This window comes from Corallococcus sp. Z5C101001 (assembly GCF_007352635.1).
Lineage (GTDB): Bacteria > Myxococcota > Myxococcia > Myxococcales > Myxococcaceae > Corallococcus > Corallococcus silvisoli.
Map to the genome: position 1 here is coordinate 125,225 of NZ_VKLU01000009.1, position 18,059 is coordinate 143,283.

General features: G+C 71.8%; 13 protein-coding genes and 2 tRNA genes. 10 read left to right on the forward strand and 5 right to left on the reverse strand.

The genetic code is table 11. The annotated features are described in order from the left end of the window. Positions 1-7 precede the first annotated feature (7 nt). The 5 genes from FOF48_RS21125 to FOF48_RS21140 all read left to right on the forward strand — a co-directional run bounded on the left by FOF48_RS21125 (position 8) and on the right by FOF48_RS21140 (position 5,940). Positions 8-3,046, forward strand: coding sequence for a PQQ-binding-like beta-propeller repeat protein (locus FOF48_RS21125; RefSeq protein WP_143904508.1), 3,039 nt, complete (start codon positions 8-10; stop codon positions 3,044-3,046). Further along, entirely contained in the window at positions 3,043-3,219 is a 177-nt protein-coding gene (locus tag FOF48_RS36510) for a hypothetical protein (RefSeq protein ID WP_186002024.1), read from the forward strand. The genes FOF48_RS21125 and FOF48_RS36510 overlap by 4 nt, the downstream gene beginning before the upstream one ends. Next, positions 3,216-4,055 (forward strand): hypothetical protein, encoded by an 840-nt coding sequence (locus FOF48_RS21130; RefSeq protein WP_255442485.1) that lies wholly within the window; start codon positions 3,216-3,218, stop codon positions 4,053-4,055. Before FOF48_RS36510 ends, FOF48_RS21130 begins: the two co-directional genes overlap by 4 nt. A gap of 228 nt (positions 4,056-4,283) precedes the next feature. Then, entirely contained in the window at positions 4,284-5,165 is an 882-nt protein-coding gene (gene miaA / locus FOF48_RS21135; protein ID WP_255442543.1) for a tRNA (adenosine(37)-N6)-dimethylallyltransferase MiaA, read from the forward strand. 181 nt (positions 5,166-5,346) lie between these two features. After that, positions 5,347-5,940, forward strand: coding sequence for an HdeD family acid-resistance protein (locus tag FOF48_RS21140; protein ID WP_235685723.1), 594 nt, complete (start codon positions 5,347-5,349; stop codon positions 5,938-5,940). Positions 5,941-6,055: 115 nt separating this feature from the next. Here FOF48_RS21140 and FOF48_RS21145 read toward each other — a convergent pair whose 3' ends face one another. The 4 genes from FOF48_RS21145 to FOF48_RS21160 form a co-directional block, all read right to left on the reverse strand. Next, positions 6,056-6,928, reverse strand: coding sequence for a hypothetical protein (locus tag FOF48_RS21145; RefSeq protein WP_143904514.1), 873 nt, complete (start codon positions 6,926-6,928; stop codon positions 6,056-6,058). Between the two features lie 94 nt (positions 6,929-7,022). Continuing rightward, positions 7,023-8,759: a two-component system response regulator gene (locus FOF48_RS21150; RefSeq protein ID WP_143904516.1), complete on the reverse strand. Its 1,737-nt coding sequence runs from the start codon at positions 8,757-8,759 to the stop codon at positions 7,023-7,025. A gap of 35 nt (positions 8,760-8,794) precedes the next feature. Beyond that, the gene (locus tag FOF48_RS21155; protein WP_143904518.1) at positions 8,795-9,751 is read right to left on the reverse strand and encodes a diguanylate cyclase; all 957 of its coding nucleotides are present in this window, start codon (positions 9,749-9,751) and stop codon (positions 8,795-8,797) included. A gap of 600 nt (positions 9,752-10,351) precedes the next feature. After that, on the reverse strand, positions 10,352-11,098 hold the full coding sequence (locus tag FOF48_RS21160) for a M48 family metallopeptidase (protein ID WP_143904520.1): 747 nt from the start codon (positions 11,096-11,098) through the stop codon (positions 10,352-10,354). A 99-nt stretch (positions 11,099-11,197) separates the two neighbouring features. On the opposite strand from FOF48_RS21160, the gene FOF48_RS21165 reads away from it, so the two are divergent. The 5 genes from FOF48_RS21165 (at position 11,198) to FOF48_RS21185 (ending at position 14,033) form a co-directional block, all read left to right on the forward strand. Then, positions 11,198-11,283 (forward strand) — tRNA-Leu (locus tag FOF48_RS21165). A gap of 92 nt (positions 11,284-11,375) precedes the next feature. Then, the gene (locus tag FOF48_RS21170; protein ID WP_143904522.1) at positions 11,376-12,041 is read left to right on the forward strand and encodes a response regulator; all 666 of its coding nucleotides are present in this window, start codon (positions 11,376-11,378) and stop codon (positions 12,039-12,041) included. A 15-nt stretch (positions 12,042-12,056) separates the two neighbouring features. Beyond that, positions 12,057-13,436: an RsmB/NOP family class I SAM-dependent RNA methyltransferase gene (locus FOF48_RS21175; RefSeq protein ID WP_186002006.1), complete on the forward strand. Its 1,380-nt coding sequence runs from the start codon at positions 12,057-12,059 to the stop codon at positions 13,434-13,436. Between the two features lie 60 nt (positions 13,437-13,496). Continuing rightward, positions 13,497-13,895, forward strand: coding sequence for a hypothetical protein (locus FOF48_RS21180; protein ID WP_143904524.1), 399 nt, complete (start codon positions 13,497-13,499; stop codon positions 13,893-13,895). A gap of 65 nt (positions 13,896-13,960) precedes the next feature. After that, positions 13,961-14,033, forward strand: a tRNA-Ala gene (locus FOF48_RS21185). Between the two features lie 78 nt (positions 14,034-14,111). Here FOF48_RS21185 and FOF48_RS21190 read toward each other — a convergent pair. Further along, positions 14,112-17,930 (reverse strand): ATP-binding protein, encoded by a 3,819-nt coding sequence (locus tag FOF48_RS21190; RefSeq protein ID WP_143904526.1) that lies wholly within the window; start codon positions 17,928-17,930, stop codon positions 14,112-14,114. Between the last annotated feature and the right edge of the window lie 129 nt (positions 17,931-18,059).

The following is an 18,059-nucleotide window of genomic DNA, read 5'->3' on the forward strand; positions in this document are numbered from 1 at the left end:
GCCCGCCATGAACGTCCGCACCCTCATGCTGTTCGCCCTGCTGCTGCCCGCGGCGGGCTTCTCCCAGACGTGGAGCGCGCGCCTGGTCCCCGCGCCCGGAGAGACGGTCGCCCAGGTGGTGATGGACGACGCGTCCGACCTGGTCGTGGAGGTGACCAACACGTCCACGGCCACGAGCGATTCGCGCCTGTCGGAGGTGTCCTTCGTCCTGCCGGACGGCTACCAGCTGCTGGACGGGCTGGCCGCGGAGGACTCACCGGCGTGGAAGGTCGAGTACTTCGACGCGAACCAGCGCCGCATCACCTTCCAGTCCACGCTGGGCTGCGTGGAGAATGGCCGGGGGCTGGCGAGGACGCAGACCGCGCGCTTCGTGCTGAGCGTGGTGGCCCCGTCGGATCGCGCCACCGACAAGACCAACGAGCGGCTGGTGGCGGGGACCTATGGCCGCGACCAGTGCGACGGCACCAACTACACCATCAACCTGAACAGCTCCTCGTGGACGCGCACTCCGCTGGCCACCACCGTGACGCTGCTGCCGCGCGTGATGGCGGTCAACGCGGCGGCCGTGGCCCGCGTCGTGGTGGAGAACCGGGGGACCGCGGCGGGCACCGTGACGGTGGACAACCCCACCTCCACCAGCGCCGTGCCGCTCCAGTTCGTGAGCAAGGACGCGAACAAGTCCATCGCCGTGCGGGCCGCGGGCATCTTCGTGGCCAACGTGAGGCCCACCGCGGCGGGCACCGTGGCGGCCCGCGTGCGCGCGCACACGACCAGCAACAACGCCAACGCCCCGCTCGCGGACTCGCCGCAGGTGGACGTGGGCAACCTGGCCGCGGCGGCGGACATGGACATCGTGGACGCGTTCAGTGGGGAGCAGGTGACCCTGCGGCTCACCGTGCTGAACGCGTCCAGCGCGAACACGTACTCGAACGTGCGCCCCCGCGCGCCGGTGCTGGTGGGCAACGCGACGGCGACGCTCGTGTCGGGGCCCTCGCCCGACAGCGTGGCGCAGCTCGCCCCCGGGGCCTCCGCCCAGTTCACCTGGCGCTTCCAGGTGTCGGGCACGCCGGGTGCGAGCTACCAGTTCCGCTCCCAGGTGGACGCGACGCTCAACGGCTCCGCGGTGGCGGGGGATGTGGTCACCGCGCGCAAGGGCAGCCTCGCGCAGCACCGCGTGCGGCTCAGCCACGAATCGATGTCCACCGCGTCCACCAACGTGACGGTGGCGTACACGGTGCAGAACCGCGGTGAGTTGCCCATCTACGAGGTGAAGCTGCTCAAGCCCGCGGTGAACTACTTCGCCGTGGCCGCCTCCGGGCAGCAGGCGTTCGGGGACTGGATCGTCTACTCGGACGCGGCGGGCTACACCTGGGAGTCGGAGACGGGCATCCCGGTGGGCGGCGAGGCCGTCTTCCGCATCACCTATTCGGGCTTCACGGCCGTCACGGCCGACACGGCGTTCCGCCACCGCCTGGAGCTGAACCAGGGCTACAACGACGCGCGCATCCGCGTGGAAGCGACGATGACGCTGCTCGCGGTGGCCGCGGCTCCGGACGTGGCGCGCCTCACGGGCGTGGCTCGCGACGGCGGCGTGACGTTGACGTGGGACAACCCCTTCAACCACGGCGGCACGCTGGTGCTGCGCGCGCAGGGGACGGCGCCTCCCAACACCGCGCCTGTCAGCGGCAGGCGCTACGCGGTGGGCGACGTGCTGGGCAACGCGACGGTGGTGTACGCGGATGAGTTCAGCTCCGCGTCCTCGTTCACGGACACGTCGGTCGCCAACGGCACGACGTACGTCTACCGCGTGTACAACGCGGACGACGAACGCAGGTACGGGCCGGGCAACCAGCCCACGTCCCAGGGCCTCCTGGCCACGCCCCGGGCGCGCACGGCGGGCAACCCGCTGTGGTGCTACTCGGTGGGGTTGTCGTCGCTGCTGCAGCCCGTCACCGAGCTGGGGGTGGGCATCTTCAGCTCCTTCAACGACTCCGTGGTGGGCACGCTCACGAACACGGTGAACCCGTCCCTGGACGGCGCGGAGCGCTTCCGGCCGGTGAAGCTGTCGGGGCTGATTGGCAGTCGCTTCCCGGTGGTGCCGCTGCTGGGCCGGGGCGGGCAGCAGTTCATCGTCGTGGGCGACCAGGCCGGAGTCCCCGCGGTGCTCAACGCGGCCACGGGGGAGTTCCTGTGGAAGAACACCACGCTGGGCCTGGGGAACATCAACTCGTTCCCGGTGACGCAGCTGCTGGACTACGCGAACCCGGCGTACCGGGCGGTGTACTCGAACGTGGACCTGGCGTTCTTCGCGACGCGCGTGTCCTCCGCCGCGCAGAACCAGGTGGTCGCGCTGAACGCGGCCACGGGCGCGCTCATCTGGCGCTACCGGCCCGGGGACCTGGGCATGGTGAGCGGCGGCATGTTGGTGGACTACACGACCAACCGGCTCTACGTCGGGACGAAGTCGGGCGTGGGCAGCACGTCCACGCTGCGGGTGTTGGACAGCCTCACCGGGCAGGAGCTGGCGCGCCGCGTGATGGGCGACCTGGAGTTCGGTGTGGTGCGCAACGCCACCAGCAACCAGATCCTGGTCACGTCCAGCGACGGCATGGTGTACGGGGTGGATCCCTCCACGCTGGCGACGGTGTGGTCCTTGTCCGTCGCGACGCGGCCCTCGCCGTCCACGTCCGCGTTCACGCACTTCGCGCGGCCGCTGGGGCGGGGCTTCGTGGTCAGCCTGGCGAACGGCCGCGTGGAGCGCTACGAGATGGACGCGAGCAACGTGCCCGTGAAGCTGTGGTCGACGCCCATCGCGGGCCCGTCCGGCTCCTTCACCCTCAACCAGAATGGCGTGGCGCGCATCTACGTCGGGAGCACGGACGGAAAGGTGCACCAGTTGGAGCTGGAGACCGGCGTGGACTCGGGGCAGGTGACGGTGGGCAGCGCACAGGACATCGGCACTCCGACCATCGACCACACCGTGGGCCGGTTGCATGTTGGCTCCGCGGATGGTCGTATCTGCGCGTTCCCGGTTCCCTTCCAGTGAGCACACGACTTCTTCAGCAGCCCCCCGCGGGCCCCCCTGGTTCGCCCGAGTCGACGGGTTCGGCGGTGGCGCCCGTGTACGTGCCGCCCGCCATCCTGTGGGAGCAGCCGTTCGTCGCGCTGGCGCAGATCTCCGTCTGCTCCATTCCGGGCGAATCGGAGTGCGTGCCGTGACGGGCGGGGACCCGGGATCGGGTCCCCGGAAGTCAGAGCTCCGGATCGCCCTCGCGGGGTGGACGGTGGCGCTGGACGTGGAGGGGGGCGCGCTCGGTGACGTCCTCCGCCGTGTGTTTGGCGCGTTCCTCGCGCCGGACGCGGGCACTCCTGATGCGCGCCTCGTGCTGCGGGCGCCTTCGGCTCCGCGGGCCCCACCGGTCATCCACGAGCTGCCCCGGCTGGAGGTTGGCGCGTCGGGGACGCTGCGGGTGGAGGGCGCGGACTACTCCGCGGTGCTCTCCGCGGATCGGCGCCACGCGGACGTCATCGGGTCGGGCCGGTTCCCGGTGGAGAGCGTGCTCAAGGTGATGCTGGCGCTGGCGCTGGCGGAGCGCGGTGGGTTGCTGATCCACGGCGTGGGGGTGGCGCACGAGGGGCGGGCCGCGCTGTTCGTGGGGAACTCCGGCGCGGGGAAGAGCACCTTGGGCGGGCTGTGGCGTGAGGCGGGCGGGACGGTGCTCGCGGATGAACTGGTGGCGGTGTGGCCGGTGGAGGGTGGGGGCTGGCGTGCCGCGGGGACCCCCTGGAACCTGGGGACCCGGGCCTTCGAGGCGGCGCTGGTAACGGTGGGGACGCTCGCCTGGGACGCGGCTTCCCGGTGGGAAGGGCAGCGCGCGGGGGAGGTGGCCCGAGTGTTGTTGCTCAACGCGATGCTGCCCGAGCCCACCGTGGAGGGGCGCGGTGCGCTGGTGGGCGCGGCGGGGCGTCTGCTGTCGTCGGTGGAGACCGGACGGCTGGTGTTCTCCCGCGATGCCTCCGCCGCCGCGGTCGTGCGGGCGCGGCTGGGCACGTAGGCGCGGAGCGGAGCGCGGTCTTGACGGCCGCAGCGGTGAGGGAGGCCCGGTGCGTCGAGGCCGTCTCGGCGGTGGGAGTCATCGGGCGTCGCGGCTTTGCTGGCGGTCGCGGTGTGGATGGCGCGGGCGCACGGGGCTGGACCTCAGCGCTGGCTGCTGGGACTCGCGCTTGCCGCGCGTCTGCGTTACAGCGGGCCGTGGAGGCGGATGACGGTGGCTGAGACACGGGTGCCGTTGACGGTGATCGCGGGGCCTACGGCGTCGGGAAAGACGGCGCTGGCCATCGCCTGGGCTCGCGCCGCGGGCGGGGAGATCGTCAGCGCGGATTCACAGCAGGTCTACCGTGCCTTCGATATCGGCACGGCCAAGCCTTCCGACGAAGAGCGTGCCGCCGTGCCGCACCACCTCGTCTCCTGCGTGGATCCGCTGGAGCCCTTCTCCGCCGCTGAGTTCCAACGCCGCGCGGATGCGGCCATCACGGCCATCGCCTCGCGTGGACGCCCGGTGTTCGTCGTCGGCGGCACCGGCCTGTACCTGCGCATCCTGCTACATGGCGTGGTCGACGCGCCCGGCGCGCTGCCTTCCCTGCGCGCGGAGCTGGACGTCCTGGCGACGGAGCAGGGGAGGGAGGCCGTGCACCGCCGACTCGCGGAGGTGGACCCCGAGACCGCCGCGAAGCTGCCGCCCCAGGATCTGGTGCGCGTCGTCCGCGCCCTGGAGATCCATGCGCAGACGGGCATCCCTGCCTCGGAGTTCCGCCGCGCCCATGCCTTCGCGCCGGATCGCTACCCCTTCCGGTTGTTCGTGCTCGACCCGCCCCGTGGCGCCCTCTACGCCGCCATCAACGCGCGCACGGAGGCGCTGTTCTCACGCGGCCTCGTGGAGGAGACCCAGGCCCTGCTGGAGCGCGGCTACGCGGACGCGGCCCCCATGCGCAGCGTCGGCTACGTGCAGGCCCGGGCCGTGGTCGAGGGCCGGATGACCCGCGACGAGGCCATCGCCGACACGGCGCAGGAGACCCGCCGCTACGCCAAGCGGCAGCTCACCTGGTTCCGCAAGGAGCCCGGCGCGGTCTTCCTCGCTCCCCCGTATCCCCCCGCCGAACCCTGAAGCGCGGCGGCCCTTCCGGGCCCCCGCTTGGAACTCCGCCCCGTCCCGCCGGGATGGGCGGATTGTTCGCATCCGGCGGCGATCCCATCTTCCAGAAGGAAACGCTTCCAGCGTGTCCGCTCCCGGACCGGCAGGCGGCCGAGGGTGCTCGATGCCGGGAGCCACCACCGCGGAGATCGCCATGCAAACGAACGTCGAACGCACGCCGGAGACCCGGCCCGACCGTCCTCCCCGGGGGGCGTCGGCCATGTGGGGCGCTCCCTTCCTCCTGGGCATCCTGACGGCACTCGCGGGCCTGGTGCTGCTGGGCGCCACGTTCTTCACCAGCGTCATCACCATCTACTTCGTGGGGATGATGCTCGTGATCGGCGGCGTGCTCGAAATCATCGCGGCCGTCCGGAGCCGCTCCGAGGGCACCGGCACCTTCTGGTCCTTCATGCTCGGCGGCGTCCTCACCACGGTCGTCGGCATCCTCACCGTCATGTACCCAGGCGCGGGACTCGCCTCGCTGACGTTGCTGATCGCCGGCTACTTCTTCGCCAGCGGCCTCTTCCACGTCATCACGTCCGTCATGGACCGCTATGCCCAATGGGGCTGGGACCTGGCCTACGGGCTCATCTCCCTGGTCCTCGGCCTCAGCGTCATGGCGCAGTGGCCCCGGTCCTCCGTGTGGCTCGTGGGCACGCTCGTCGGCGTCGCCGTGCTCTTCCGCGGCATCTCCATGATGTCGGGCTCGCTCATGCTGCGCCGGGGCCTGCGGCGCTTCGAGGCCTGAGCGGATGAGCGCGCCAGGGCAGCCCTGGTGGCTCGTCACTGGCTGTGAATTCAAGGATATCCACGGGTGAAGTCGGCCCCGGCCTGGAGGTGGCGGGCCGGGGCGTCGAGCAGGGCTACTTCTTCGTGTGCGCGGCGTCGAACAGGTCGCCGAACTGCTCGCGCGGCACGGGCTTCAGCTCGCCCTGGTCATTGGGGCGCTCCAGCGTGAAGTCGTGGATGGTGCCTCGCACGAGGTACTCCTGGTCGCGCGCGGAGTTCATCATGGCGCGCTCGCGGAAGGTGAAGCTGGACTTCGTCGGATCCACGCCGACGTCCGCCAGGATCTTCCGCTCGTGGGGCTCCGGCTGCCAGAGGGGCTTGCCGGGCTGGCTGCGGTTCACGGCCGTCTCATCCAGGCCCGGATGGGTGGACGTGCGGAGGTCGCGCTGGATGTCGAACTGATCGAACACGTCCCCGCCCTTCGCGTCCTGGGTCGGGTTGTGGAGGATGCGGTTCTGGCCGTAGTCCGGGTTGTCGACGAGCTTCTTCTGCGTCGCCTTGCCGTCCACGCCCACGGGCACGCCACTGAAGGACGTGTAGGGGGAGTGGGCCTTGATCTCCTTCGCGCCGTCCACGTGCTCCGTCAGCGTCACCGCGCGGTCCTTCGGGTCCACCGGTTGGAGCTTGCCCCCCTTGTCGATGGCCGACTTGGGCGTGTCGTACTTCGGCTGCACCTCGTTGAACGGGTGGTTGTCGCGCCGCGACAGGTCCACGTCCGGCCGGATGCGCGGCGCCAGCTGGTTGTTGCCGCCATGGCGCCGGTCCTCCGCGCCCATGATGTCGTTCATCAGGTCCAGGCCGTTGTTGCGGGCCTTGTTCTTGTGCGCCAGCTCCTGGAGCGCCTGGTCCGGATGCACCTGCGTGCTGAAGGGGCGGCTCAACTGCGAGGTGTGCTTGAACAGCCGGGTCGACGTCTGGGCCAGCTTCGGCAGCTTCGAGGCGAACATGGACAATCCCTTTCAATGGAGCATGAAGTGCGAAGCTTCATGCGTTTGTAGGGATTATCCCGTGGATGTGATCTGAGTTGTGTGCAGGTAGGCATCAGGAGGCGAAGCGGTCCTCGCCGAACGGCTCCAGGGCCGTGGACCGCGAGACTTCACGCGGCGCGCCAAGCGGGTCTGGCACGCGGCCGGTGAGCTGGCTCAGGAGCCGGTCTGGATTCACCGGCTTGGGCAGGAAGGTCTCCGCGCCCGCGTCGAGCGCGCGCTGCCGCACGTGTGGACGGTTGAGGCCGCTCATCACCAGCACCCGGGTGTCGCGGGTGAGCGGGTGCTGCTTGAGCCCTTCGCACAGGCGCAGGCCGTCCACCCAATGCAGGACCACGTCCAGGAGGATGGCGGTGGGCGGCCGGCGGGCGACGGCGCAGAACAACGCCAGCTCGTCCGCGAAGGACACCACGCGCGCCCCGGTGCTCTCCAGGAGCAGCGTCAGCGCCTCGCGCGTGTCCGCGTCGTCGTCCACCACGTAGTACAGGTCCGGCTCCACCTCCGGCACCATCGTCGGCACGGGTTCGATGGGCGTGCGCAGCCAGGAGCCCACCACCTCGCGCACGCCCGACCAGCGCGCCGCGGCCAGCAGCGCCAGCGGGGTGGGGGCGCTCAGGCCCAGCACGCCCCCGCCGTACACGCTGCCCAGCGCGTGCTTCGCCCTCGCCGCGACGAACGCCGCCGGGGCCCGCTTGCCCGCGCGGCGCAGCCACGTGATGGCGCGCGCTCCAGCCGCCGCGTCCTCCAGCAGCTCGCCCAACCCGTCGCGCACATACCGCCGCTCCAGCGACGGCGCGTCCAGCCCTCCGTCGAGCAGCGCCACCGCGGCGCGGCTGCACGACGCCAGCGTCTCGGAGAGGCCCACCTGCAGCGGGTGGCCCGAGGCGGCGGGCCCCACCACCAGCTGACCGGGCGCCACCAACGTACGGCCGGGGCCGAAGGGCAGGCGCGTCGTCTCCAGCGCGGCGACCTCGAAGCCTTCCTCCAGCAGGCCGTCGCGCGCGGCCATCATCAGCACCTGGCATAGGTCCGCCGGCGTCACCGCCGCGCCGAAGGCCAGCGCGTACACGGACGAGGCCCCGGGGACGAGGAACAGCGCGTCCACCGAGGGCAGCGGGGCCACCCACAGGCGCGCCACCGGCGCCAGGTCCCGCCCCACCATCGCGCCCTGGATCCGCGCCTGCACCGCGGGCATGGACGGCGCCGGACGGAAGCCCTTGAAGAAGGCGTCCCCCAACAGCGGCCCCGCGCCCGAGGCCAGCGCCACCGCGTGGAAGCGCTCACCGCTGCCCTGCGCGCGGACCACCAGGGGGCCCGCGTTGCGCACCGACGTGGGCGCGTCCGGGGCGGGGGCCTGCCGCTCCACCCGCTCCACGTGGCGGTTCACGAACCGGGCGCCCTGGGCGCTGGCCGCCGTGGCCAGCACCTGCCGCACCATGTCCATTCCCCCCTCGCTCCGGGGCCAGCCATCCACCACCCACAGCCCGCCAGCCGCGCACGGCAGCAGCTCCCGCTCACCCTGGGCGATGACCTCCACGCCGCGCAGCTCGTGCGCGCGCCACTCCGGCGGGATGCGGCAGCCCAGCGCCGCGAGCCGCGAGCGGCACTCCGGCGTGAGCAGGGCAGGGGGGGCGGTGCGCTCCTCGGTGCCCCCCGCGTAGACGCGCACGTCCAGGGCCACGCCCCGGGCGCGGCCGTTGAAGAGAAGCGAGGCCGCGAGCCCCGCCCCGGCGATGCCGCCGCCGACGATCGCCACCCTCGAACCACTCGCAAGCTTGCTGGTTCCGCTCATCGCGCGCCCTCGATCCTTACCCGCCGTCCGTGCCGCTAGTGCCGCTGCGCCGCCGAGCCATGGAGCGACTGGCCGTACACCACCACCCGGTCCCGCCCCTCCCGCTTGGCCTCGTACAGCGCGGCGTCCGCCGCCTTCAGCAAGGCCTCCGTGCTCTCGCGCGGCATGTCGGCCGTGTGGTCCGCCACCCCCACGCTGATGCTCAACCCGAAGGGCGCCGGCCGCCCGTCACCCCGCTGCACGTTCACGCCGCGCAGCTCCGTGCGCAGGCGCTCCGCGAACACCGCCGCCTCCAGCGACGTCTGGTGCGGCAGCAGCACCACGAACTCGTCCCCGCCGAAGCGCGCCGCGAAGTCGGACTCGCGCAGGTTGCCCTGCATCAGCGTGGCCAGGGCCAGGATGGCGCGGTTGCCCGTGTCGTGGCCCATGCCGTCGTTGATGGCCTTCAGGTGGTCCAGGTCGATGACCACCACGCTGAGCGAGTAGCCGTAGCGCTGCGCCCGCTTGAACTCGTCCTCCAGCCGCACCGACAGCGCGCGGAAGTTCGCCAGCCCCGTCAGCGCGTCCGTCTGCGCCAGCACCTGGAGCTTGCGCTGCTGCTCGCTCTGGCGCACCGCGCGGTCGATGCGGGCGAGCAGCTCGCGCGAGCTCGCCGGCTTGTGGATGAAGTCCACGGCGCCCATCTCCAGGCATCTCTCCAGGGTCGCCTCGTCCGCGTCCCCCGTGAGGAAGATGACCGGCACCGTCTCCGTGCGCACGTCCCGTTGGAGCGTCTCCAGGACCGCCAGCCCATCCCCGGAGGGCAGGAAGCGATCCAGCAGGACCAGGTCCGGGCGGTGCTCGCGCGCCAGCTCCACGCCCGCGTCCGCGTCCGCGGCGGCCAGCACGTCGAAGCGCGTGGCGAGCAGATCCATCAGCCCTTCGCGCACGCCGGCGTCGTCTTCGATGATGAGCAGGAGCGAGCGCTCACTGCTGCGGCCGTGCCGTTCCATGAACTGATTTGCTCCGCTTGCCTGACCGGAAATGGCAGGCCGAAAGTCTCGGGCGCCACGCCCCACCCGGTGCTCCCCCCGCCCTTGCGCCCCACGCGCACCCGCCGCCGCCTCGTCCTGCAAGCACCCACCCACCCATCCAGACTTCACCCGAGACCTCCGGCTGCCAAGCCCGTCCGCCTCCGCGAGGAACCCTGGAGGTCTTCCGCCCCTGTCGCCCGCGTGTCCCTGCACGACAGCAAGCCCTGTGCCCCGGGATTCGCGTGGGGGACAGCCTCTTTTCAGGGGGTTGCGGACGCGTTCGCGCGCTCGCCAACAAGGCGACCGGAAGACGTTGCAGCGTGCGGACAGCGCGGCCGGTAGGAATTGCTGGAAGGCGCGGCGCGGCGGAGCCTTCCGCCGGAGGTCCTCCGGAGCGGATCCTCCGGAGGCGGGGCCCTGGACTCGCGCGGTCCTCGCGCGGCGTCAACAGGGCCCCTGGCGCCATGGCGCTGGCGCCGGGAAGGCCCTCCCCAGGGGCCGCGGTGCGACGTGCCCTTCACGTCGCGTCAACGCGGCCAGCCGAAGCTTCGTCGAACGCTCGACGAAGCCCGGTGGACCTCAACGTCGGTGGGTGAACTGCACGCGGCGTCCGCCACCCATGGGCGGCATCATCGGCGGCGCCTCCAGGCCGAACTGCCACCACAGCGGCTCGTAGGGCTTCATCTTGAGGCGCTTGTCGTTCTGCAGCTGGGCGAGGCTGGACTTGAGCTTCTCGTCGGAGGGGTTCTGCTCCACACCCCGGGCGAGCACGCGCTGGGCGGCGTCCTTGTCCTTCAACTGGAGGAGGCACCACGCGTACACGGCCCAGACGATGGACTCCTTCTTGCCGCTCTTCACCGCGGCCTCGAAGGAGGTCTTCATGGCGCCCGGGTCGTTGCGGCGGAAGTGCAGGGCGCCCTCCATGGCCTTGGCCATGTAGTTGCGGCCGCTGGCCTTCTCCAGGTGCGGCTTCGCCCCGTCCAGGTCCTTCACCATGTACTTGAGCATGCCGATCTGCGCGTGGATCTCCGGGCCGATGAGGAACTGCCACTTGTCCCAGACGAGCCCCTGCTCCAGCGTCTTGACGGCCCGGTCCACGCGGCCCTGGGCTTCCTTCTGGTTGGCCGGCTGGCCCTGCAGATCGTTCTGGACCGTGGTCATCAATGCCTGGACCCGGGTGGAGACCCTGCGGGCGAGCACGATGTAGGTGCCGAACAAGACGATGACGCCGGGGACGATGCCGGCCCACCAGGAGAAGCCGCCGGCGAGCTTGACCAGCACTCCGACCGCCAGCCCCACGGCCAGGGAGATAAGGAGGTTGTACATGCGCAGCCCCTTTAGCGGTGTGCGTGGATCACCGCAATCTTCGGATGCACACGAACCGAAGGCGCGATATACGTTCGGCCGCCTCGTTCACACCCAAGGGGCCCTCTGTCGAAATTGGTAGACGAGGCGGACTCAAAATCCGCTGCGGCTGACCCCGCGTCCCGGTTCGAGTCCGGGGAGGGCCATCCTCTCAAACGCAGACCCGGCGCCCGAGATGCCGTCTTCCGGACCGTCCGAACGTGAAAGCGCCCCCCTGTCCTCCTCGCCGGAAGACGCGATGAAGGTCCTGCTGGTCGAGGACGACACGAGCCTTCGTGAGGGCATGGGCGAGCTGGTTTCCGAACTGGCGTCCGTGCATGCCGTGGGGACGCTCGATGAGGCGCTGCGCGCCCTGGAGACCGAGCGCTTCGAGCTGGTGATGACGGACATGCGCATCGCCGGCAACCACGACGACGGCCGGGGCGTCCTGGAAGCGGCCCGCCGCCGCCTGCACGCGGTGGCCATCGTCAGCGCCGCCGGGCCGGATGAGGTCGCCCGGGTCCTGCACCCCCTGGAACCGGATGCGTTGCTGATCAAACCCTTCCAGGTGGACGACATCCTGGGGCTGGTGGAGCGCTTCCTGGAGCTCAAGCGTCAGGCGCTCGCCGTCTCCGGGGCCCCGCCGGCCCGTGACGCCTCCGACTGGACGGAGCTCGCGCCCGGGGCCCGTTCGGCGGGCGCGGCACCGGAAACGGACCTCACCTGGGTGAGGTTGGAGCCGGACGCGGACTTCCGCTGGAGCCGCCCGCCGTGTGCCCAGGGGGTCCTCCTGGTGGAGGGCGACCTGGAGCTGGACGGTGAGCGCTTCGCCGCGCCGTGCTACCTGTTCCTGGCCCTGGGCGCTTCGCCGCGGGTCACGACGCGGACCGGCGCGCTGGCGGTGTGCGTGCCGCTGCGCGCCTAGGCGACGAGGTCACCCGTGGAGATTCCCCTCTGGCCCACGCCGCATGAGCCGTCACGCCTGGGGCGTCCGTCCCGGCGCGCGGCCACCGCGGCGCTGGAGACCCACATCGCGGTGCTCAAGGGAGACCCCCTGAAGGCCGCGCTCGCCACCGCGCTGCGGGAGGCGGAAGGACTGGGCGGCCAGGAGCGCCGCTTCGTGGCCATGGCGGCGCGCGAGCTGTCCCGGCACCAGCGGTTGCTGGACCTGGCGGCGCGGCAGCTGGGCCATGCTCCGGGGAAGATCGTCCTCACGGAGGACCAGGCGCTGGTGCGCTACACGCTCTGGCGGCGCCTCTTCTGCGGAGAGGATTGGACGCGCATTGGCCCGGAGGTGCGGCTGCCGGGGCCGGTGCGGCCGCGCACGCTGCATGACGCGGTGCTGGAGGGGCTCGTCACCAAGCCCCTGCCGGAGCCGCCCGCGGCGGAGTCCCCGGACTCCCTGGTGGAGCGGCTGGCCACCCGGTACTCGTTCCCGGGGTGGCTCACGCAGCGGCTGGCGCAGGTGTACCCGGAAGCGACGCTGGCGGGGCTGATGGCGTCGCTGGACGAGGAGCCCGCGCTGCACTTCCGCGTGCGGCCGCCGGGGACGCGGGACGCGGTGCTCGCGGCGCTGGCGGCGGAGGGCGTGGCGGCGGAGGCGGTGCCGTGCGCTCCCGACGCGCTGCGCGTCGCGGACGCCAGCCACCGCATCTTTGAATCGCGGGTGATGAAGGCCCGCCGCCTCCAGGTGCAGGACGTGGGCAGCCAGCTCATCGTCCTGGCGTGCCTCCCTCCCGGGGGCGGCCTGGAGGGGCTCGCCGTCGCGGACGTGTGCGCGGGGGCCGGGGGAAAGACGCTGGGCCTCGCGGACGCGGTGGGCGCGAAGGGGCGGGTGCTCGCGGGAGACCGCTCCAAGCGGCGCCTCGCGGACGCGCGCGAACGGGTGCGCGAGTTCGGCTTGAAGCAGGTGGCGTTCCCCCACCCGGTCCCGCTGGAGGCGGTGGACGTGGTGCTGGTGGACGCGCCGTGCAGCGGCACCGGGTCGCTCGCGCGTGAGCCGGATCAAAAGTGGAAGCTGTCCGCGAAGGCCATCGCGGAGTTCCAGGCCACCCAGTCCACGCTGCTCGCGGAGGTGGCCGGGCAGGTGAAGCCCGGGGCGCGCATCGTCTACGCCACGTGCTCCGTGCTGCCGGAGGAGAACGACGGGGTGGTGGAGCGCTTCCTCGCGAAGCACCCGGATTTCTCCCTGGAGCCGGTGGGGGAGGGGTGGGCGCCGGAGCTCCAGGTGGGAGTGGACGGCCCGTACCTGCGCGCCCTGCCGCCCCGAGTGCCCGGCGGGGGCTTCTTCGCCGCGCGGCTCGTCCGCAAGCCGGGTTGACAGTCGGCGAGCGGCCACGTTACGCACGAACGACCTTCTCCTCTCCCGAGGGTGACAGCCGTGGCGGCAGATCCGAAGCAGACCGAAGTGATGCGGCAGATCAATGAAGCCTTCCAGGCAGCCGAGGCCAAGCTGGCCAGGCTGCGCGAGGCTGTCGAGCGCAACACGGAGCTGGCTCGGGCCAACGGCAAGGCGGCCTTCCTCAAGGACAAGAAGGAGCAGACCCACCGCGAGCTGGGCGAGGCCGTCTGGCAGGCCGTGCAGGCCGGCCGCCTGGAGCTGCCCCCGGGGTTCGCCAAGCTGCTCCAGTCCATCGCGGCGGCCGAGAAGGCCGCGGCGGACCACGCCGCGTCCCTCACCGACCTGCTCCGGGAAGGGGAAGAGGTGGCGGATCGGTTGAAGGTAAAAAGCGTCGCGAAGCCGCAAACAATTGTGGCGTCTGGAGTGAAGAAGCGATAGAAGTGCGCCGCCTTCGACGGACGGCTCCGCCCCCCACGGCGGGACCGGCAGTACGCAGCAAAGACGGGGCTATAGCTCAGCTGGGAGAGCGCTTGAATGGCATTCAAGAGGTCACCGGTTCGATCCCGGTTAGCTCCACACTGAATTGAGAGAGGCCCGCGGGAGAAATCCCGCGGGCCTTTTGCTTTCGCGGGTCATCGCCAGCTGGGGCCGGCGCTACGCGTTCGCCGGGGCCTGCGCGGGGAGGTGCCGGGGCAGCCGCACGGTGAAGGTGGTGCCGGCTTCGGCCGTGGACTCCACCGCCACGGTGCCGCCGTGGGCCTCCGCCAGCTGCTTCACGATGTAGAGCCCCAGGCCGATGCTGCGGTTTCCGTTGTCTCCCTCGCCGCTGGGGCGCTGGAGGGGCTGGAAGAGCCGGCTCCTCCGCTCCGGGGAGATGGGGGCCCCCGCGTTGTGGATGGAGAGCGTCACCGCGTCGTCCCCGCCGTGCGTTTCGATGAGGATGGGGGTGTCGCGCGGGCTGTACTTGAGCGCGTTGGTCACCAGGTTCTGCGCCATCTGGCCCAGCCGGTCCGGATCCCACTCGCCCTCGCCGCTGCCGGTGACGTGCCTGCGGATCTCCCGGTCCGGGTGCGTCGCTTCAATCTCCTCCAGGACGCCCTCGATGATGTCGTGCAGGTCCGCGGGCCGGCGCTGGACTCTCAGACCCCCGCCCAGGCGTGCCTGGGTGAAGTCGAGCAGGTCGCGGATCAACCGGTGGGCCCGCTCCGCCGCGGTCTGGATGCGGCTGACGGCCTTGGTGCTGCGCTCGTCCAGCTCCTCGCGGCGCATCAGGCTGGCGGCACCCAGGAGGATGGCGCTCACGGGGTTGCGCAGGTCGTGGCTCACGATGCCGATGAGCTGCTGTTCGAAGTTCGCGCGCTGCTGCAGCTGGGCCTGGGCCTGGCGCAGCTCGTGGACGTCCATGGACGTGCCCACCCACTTGAGCACCCGGGCCTCCGCGTCCTTCACCGGCAGGGCGCGCACCAGGTGCCAGCGGTAGGCGCCGTCTGGCCCGCGCACGCGGTGTTCCGTCTGGAAGCGCGCTCCCTCCGCCAGGGCCTTCTCCCAGGCCCGCTGGCTGAGCGCGGCGTCCTCCGGGTGGAGCGTCTTGCGGTAGCCCCGTCCCAGGAGCTCCGCCACGGGGACGCCGGTCTGCTCCGGCAGGACGCCGTTGACGTAGGTGACGGCGCCCTCCGGGTCGGTGGTGAAGACGGCCTCCGGGAGCGCCTCCGCGAGCGTGCGGAACTCCTCCTCGCTGCGGCGCAGGGCCTCTTCCGCCTGCTTGCGCAGCGTGACGTCCTGCATGGCGCCCACCATGCGCAGCACCGCGCCCGCGGCATCGCGCACCACCCAGCCCCGGTCCTCCACCCGCGCGTAGGTGCCGTCCTGGCGGAGGAAGCGGTATTCGCCCCGCCAGTCGGTCCCGGTGGGCGCGTCGAGGAGGGCGTGGAGGCTCCCGACGATCTCCTCCCGGTCTTCCGGGTGGATCCTCCCGCTCCACCACTCCAACCCGGGCGACACCGCGTCGGGCGCGTAACCGAAGAGCGTGTGCACGCCCTCGTTCCAGGACACCTCCTGGGTGAAGGGGTTCCAGTCCCAGATGGCGTCCTTCGTGGCCCGGGTGGCCAGCCGGTAGCGCGTCTCCGACATCTGGAGGGCTTCGATCAGCTCCTTCTGGCGGGCGCGGGCCCTGGCGGCGTGCACCGTCCCTTCCAGGCGGGCCACCAGCTCGCGCACGCCGAAGGGCTTCACCAGGTAGTCATCCGCGCCCGCGTTCAGGCCCTCCACCTTCGCCTCCTCACCGGCGCGCGCGGACAGGAGGATGACGGGGACGTGGGCCGTGCGCGCATCCGCCTTCAGCTCGCGCAGGAGCCCGAAGCCGTCCAGTCCCGGCATCATCAGGTCCGACAGCACCACGTCCGGAGGGTGCGCCCGCGCGGCGGCCAGGGCGGACATGCCGTCCGTGACGGCCTCCACCGTGAAGCGGCCCTCGAGCGCCCGCCGCACGTAGTCGCGCATGTCCGCGTTGTCGTCCGCCAGGAGCACGTGGCCGCGCACGCCTCGAGGCGTCGACTCCGGGACGGGCACCGGCGTGGGGGCGCTCGCCGGCCCGTCGCTCAGCCACTGCTCCGCTTCGTGGACGAAGACCTCCGGGTTCGGCGCCCGGGCGGCCCCCGTCCGAGGGCCGCCCCCCTGTCCTGGGGGCAGGTGGGCCGTGCCGGTGGGCAGCGACACCGTGAAGGTGCTGCCCTGTCCCTCGGTGCTCTCCACGGAGACGGAGCCGCCATGCAGCGCCACCAGCTCGTGCACGAGCGCCAGCCCGATGCCACTGCCTTCGTGGCTGCGGCCGCGCGCGCCCTCGACCCGGTGGAAGCGCTCGAAGACCCGGGGCAGCTCCTCGGCGGGAATGCCGGTGCCCGTGTCGCTGACGGACAGCTCCACCCGGTCGCCGCGCTCCTGGAGCCGGACGGTGACGGCGCCCTGGAAGGTGAACTTGAACGCGTTGGAGACCAGGTTCAGGACCACCTTCTCCCAGAGATCGCGGTCCACCCAGACGGGCACCCGCGGGGACCGGCAGTCCACCTCGAACCGCAGCCCCGCCTTCGCCATCAGCGAGTCGAACGCGCTCACGAGGCCCGCGGTGAGCCGGCCCAGGTCCGTGGGCTCGAAGCTCGCGTGCATCCGGCCCGCCTCCAGGCGGCTGAAGTCGAGCAGGCTGTTGACCAGCTTCAGCAGCCGCTGGCTGTTGCGCTGGACGACCGACAGCCGCTCCCGGTGCTGGGGCGCGAGCGCGTGCTCGGCATCCCCGAGCACCTCGTCCATGGGGCCCAGCATCAGGGTCAACGGCGTGCGGAACTCGTGGCTCACGTTGGAGAAGAAGGCCGTCTTCGCCCGGTCCAGCTCCGTCAGGGCTTCGGCCTGCCGCCGGGCGTCCTCGTACGCGTGGGCCCTGGAGAGCGTCGCGCCCAGGCCGTTGGCGACGAGCTCCAGGAACGACACATAGGACGCATCCACCCGAAGCCGGGGCGACAGGCCCAGCACGAGCACGGCCGCCGGGGACGTCTCGCTGGAGCGGGCCAGGGGCAGGACGATGGCGGAGGTGGGAGGGGGCACGCCCTCGCGCAGGGGCAGGGGGCCGAAGCGCGCCGCCAGGCCCTCCACGTGCTCGGCCCGGTTGGACGCGGCCACCTGGGCCAGGGGCCAGGGGGCGGCGGTGGTGGGCTCCAGCGGCACCTGGAAGGGGCTGAAGGGGCCGGTCGCCTCCAACCCCATGTGGGCGTCCAGCCAGGCCAGGCCTCGCTCCGCGTCGATGCGGTAGAGGAGCGCGAAGGGCAGGTCCGACGGGTTCGTGGCCAGGGCCTCCATGGCCTGGGTGCAGGCGTCACGGACCCGGAGGCTCCCGGAGGTGCGCGCGGCGACCTCCTGCAGCGTCCGGAGGCGGCGCGCGTCCAGCACCTGGCTGGTGGTCTCCACCGCGGTGTCGAGCACCCCGCCGACGCCGCCTGACTCGTCGCGGACGGGGCTGTAGGAGAAGGTGAAGTAGGTCTCCTCCAGGAAGCCATCCCGCTCCAAGAGGAGGCGCTGGTTCTCCGACAGGGTGGCGCGCGCCTCGCCTCGGACGTCTTCAATCAGGGGGCCGATGATGTCCCAGATCTCCGCCCACACCTCGCGCCCGGGGTGGCCCATGGCCCAGGGGTGCTTGCCGCCCAGCATGGGCCGGTAGGCGTCGTTGTAGAGCTTCACCAGCTCCGGCCCCCAGAACACCATCATGGGGAAGCGCGAATGGAGGCAGGTGCTGACGGTGGTGCGCAGGGACTGGGGCCAGGACGCCACCGGGCCCAGCGGCGTCTTCGACCAGTCCATCGAGCGCATCAGGGCGCCCATCTCGCCGCCTCCGGCGAGGACCTCCCGGGCCGCGTCGTCGGCGCCGTCCGGCTCCAGCGTGGGCGTGTCCGCACCGCCGGCCCCGGGCGTCCTGGTTGGGTGCGTCATCCTTGTTTCGTAATCGCGACCCTCGCGAGTGGCCAGGGACGGGGGCCGGAAGGGCGAACGCTCCCGGGCCGGACCGGCGCCGGGGGGCGACGAAGCGTCGCGCGGTGCGTCCCCTCCCGGAACCAGGGG

Bases quoted from the DNA above. Each gene is read 5' to 3' on its own strand.
- FOF48_RS21125 (WP_143904508.1), top strand. From the start codon at position 8: ATGAACGTCCGCACCCTCATGCTGTTCGCCCTGCTGCTGCCCGCGGCG.
- FOF48_RS21140 (WP_235685723.1), top strand. From the start codon at position 5,347: ATGCAAACGAACGTCGAACGCACGCCGGAGACCCGGCCCGACCGTCCT.
- FOF48_RS21145 (WP_143904514.1), bottom strand. From the start codon at position 6,928: ATGTTCGCCTCGAAGCTGCCGAAGCTGGCCCAGACGTCGACCCGGCTG.
- FOF48_RS21150 (WP_143904516.1), bottom strand. From the start codon at position 8,759: ATGAGCGGAACCAGCAAGCTTGCGAGTGGTTCGAGGGTGGCGATCGTC.
- FOF48_RS21155 (WP_143904518.1), bottom strand. From the start codon at position 9,751: ATGGAACGGCACGGCCGCAGCAGTGAGCGCTCGCTCCTGCTCATCATC.
- FOF48_RS21160 (WP_143904520.1), bottom strand. From the start codon at position 11,098: ATGTACAACCTCCTTATCTCCCTGGCCGTGGGGCTGGCGGTCGGAGTG.
- FOF48_RS21170 (WP_143904522.1), top strand. From the start codon at position 11,376: ATGAAGGTCCTGCTGGTCGAGGACGACACGAGCCTTCGTGAGGGCATG.
- FOF48_RS21190 (WP_143904526.1), bottom strand. From the start codon at position 17,930: ATGACGCACCCAACCAGGACGCCCGGGGCCGGCGGTGCGGACACGCCC.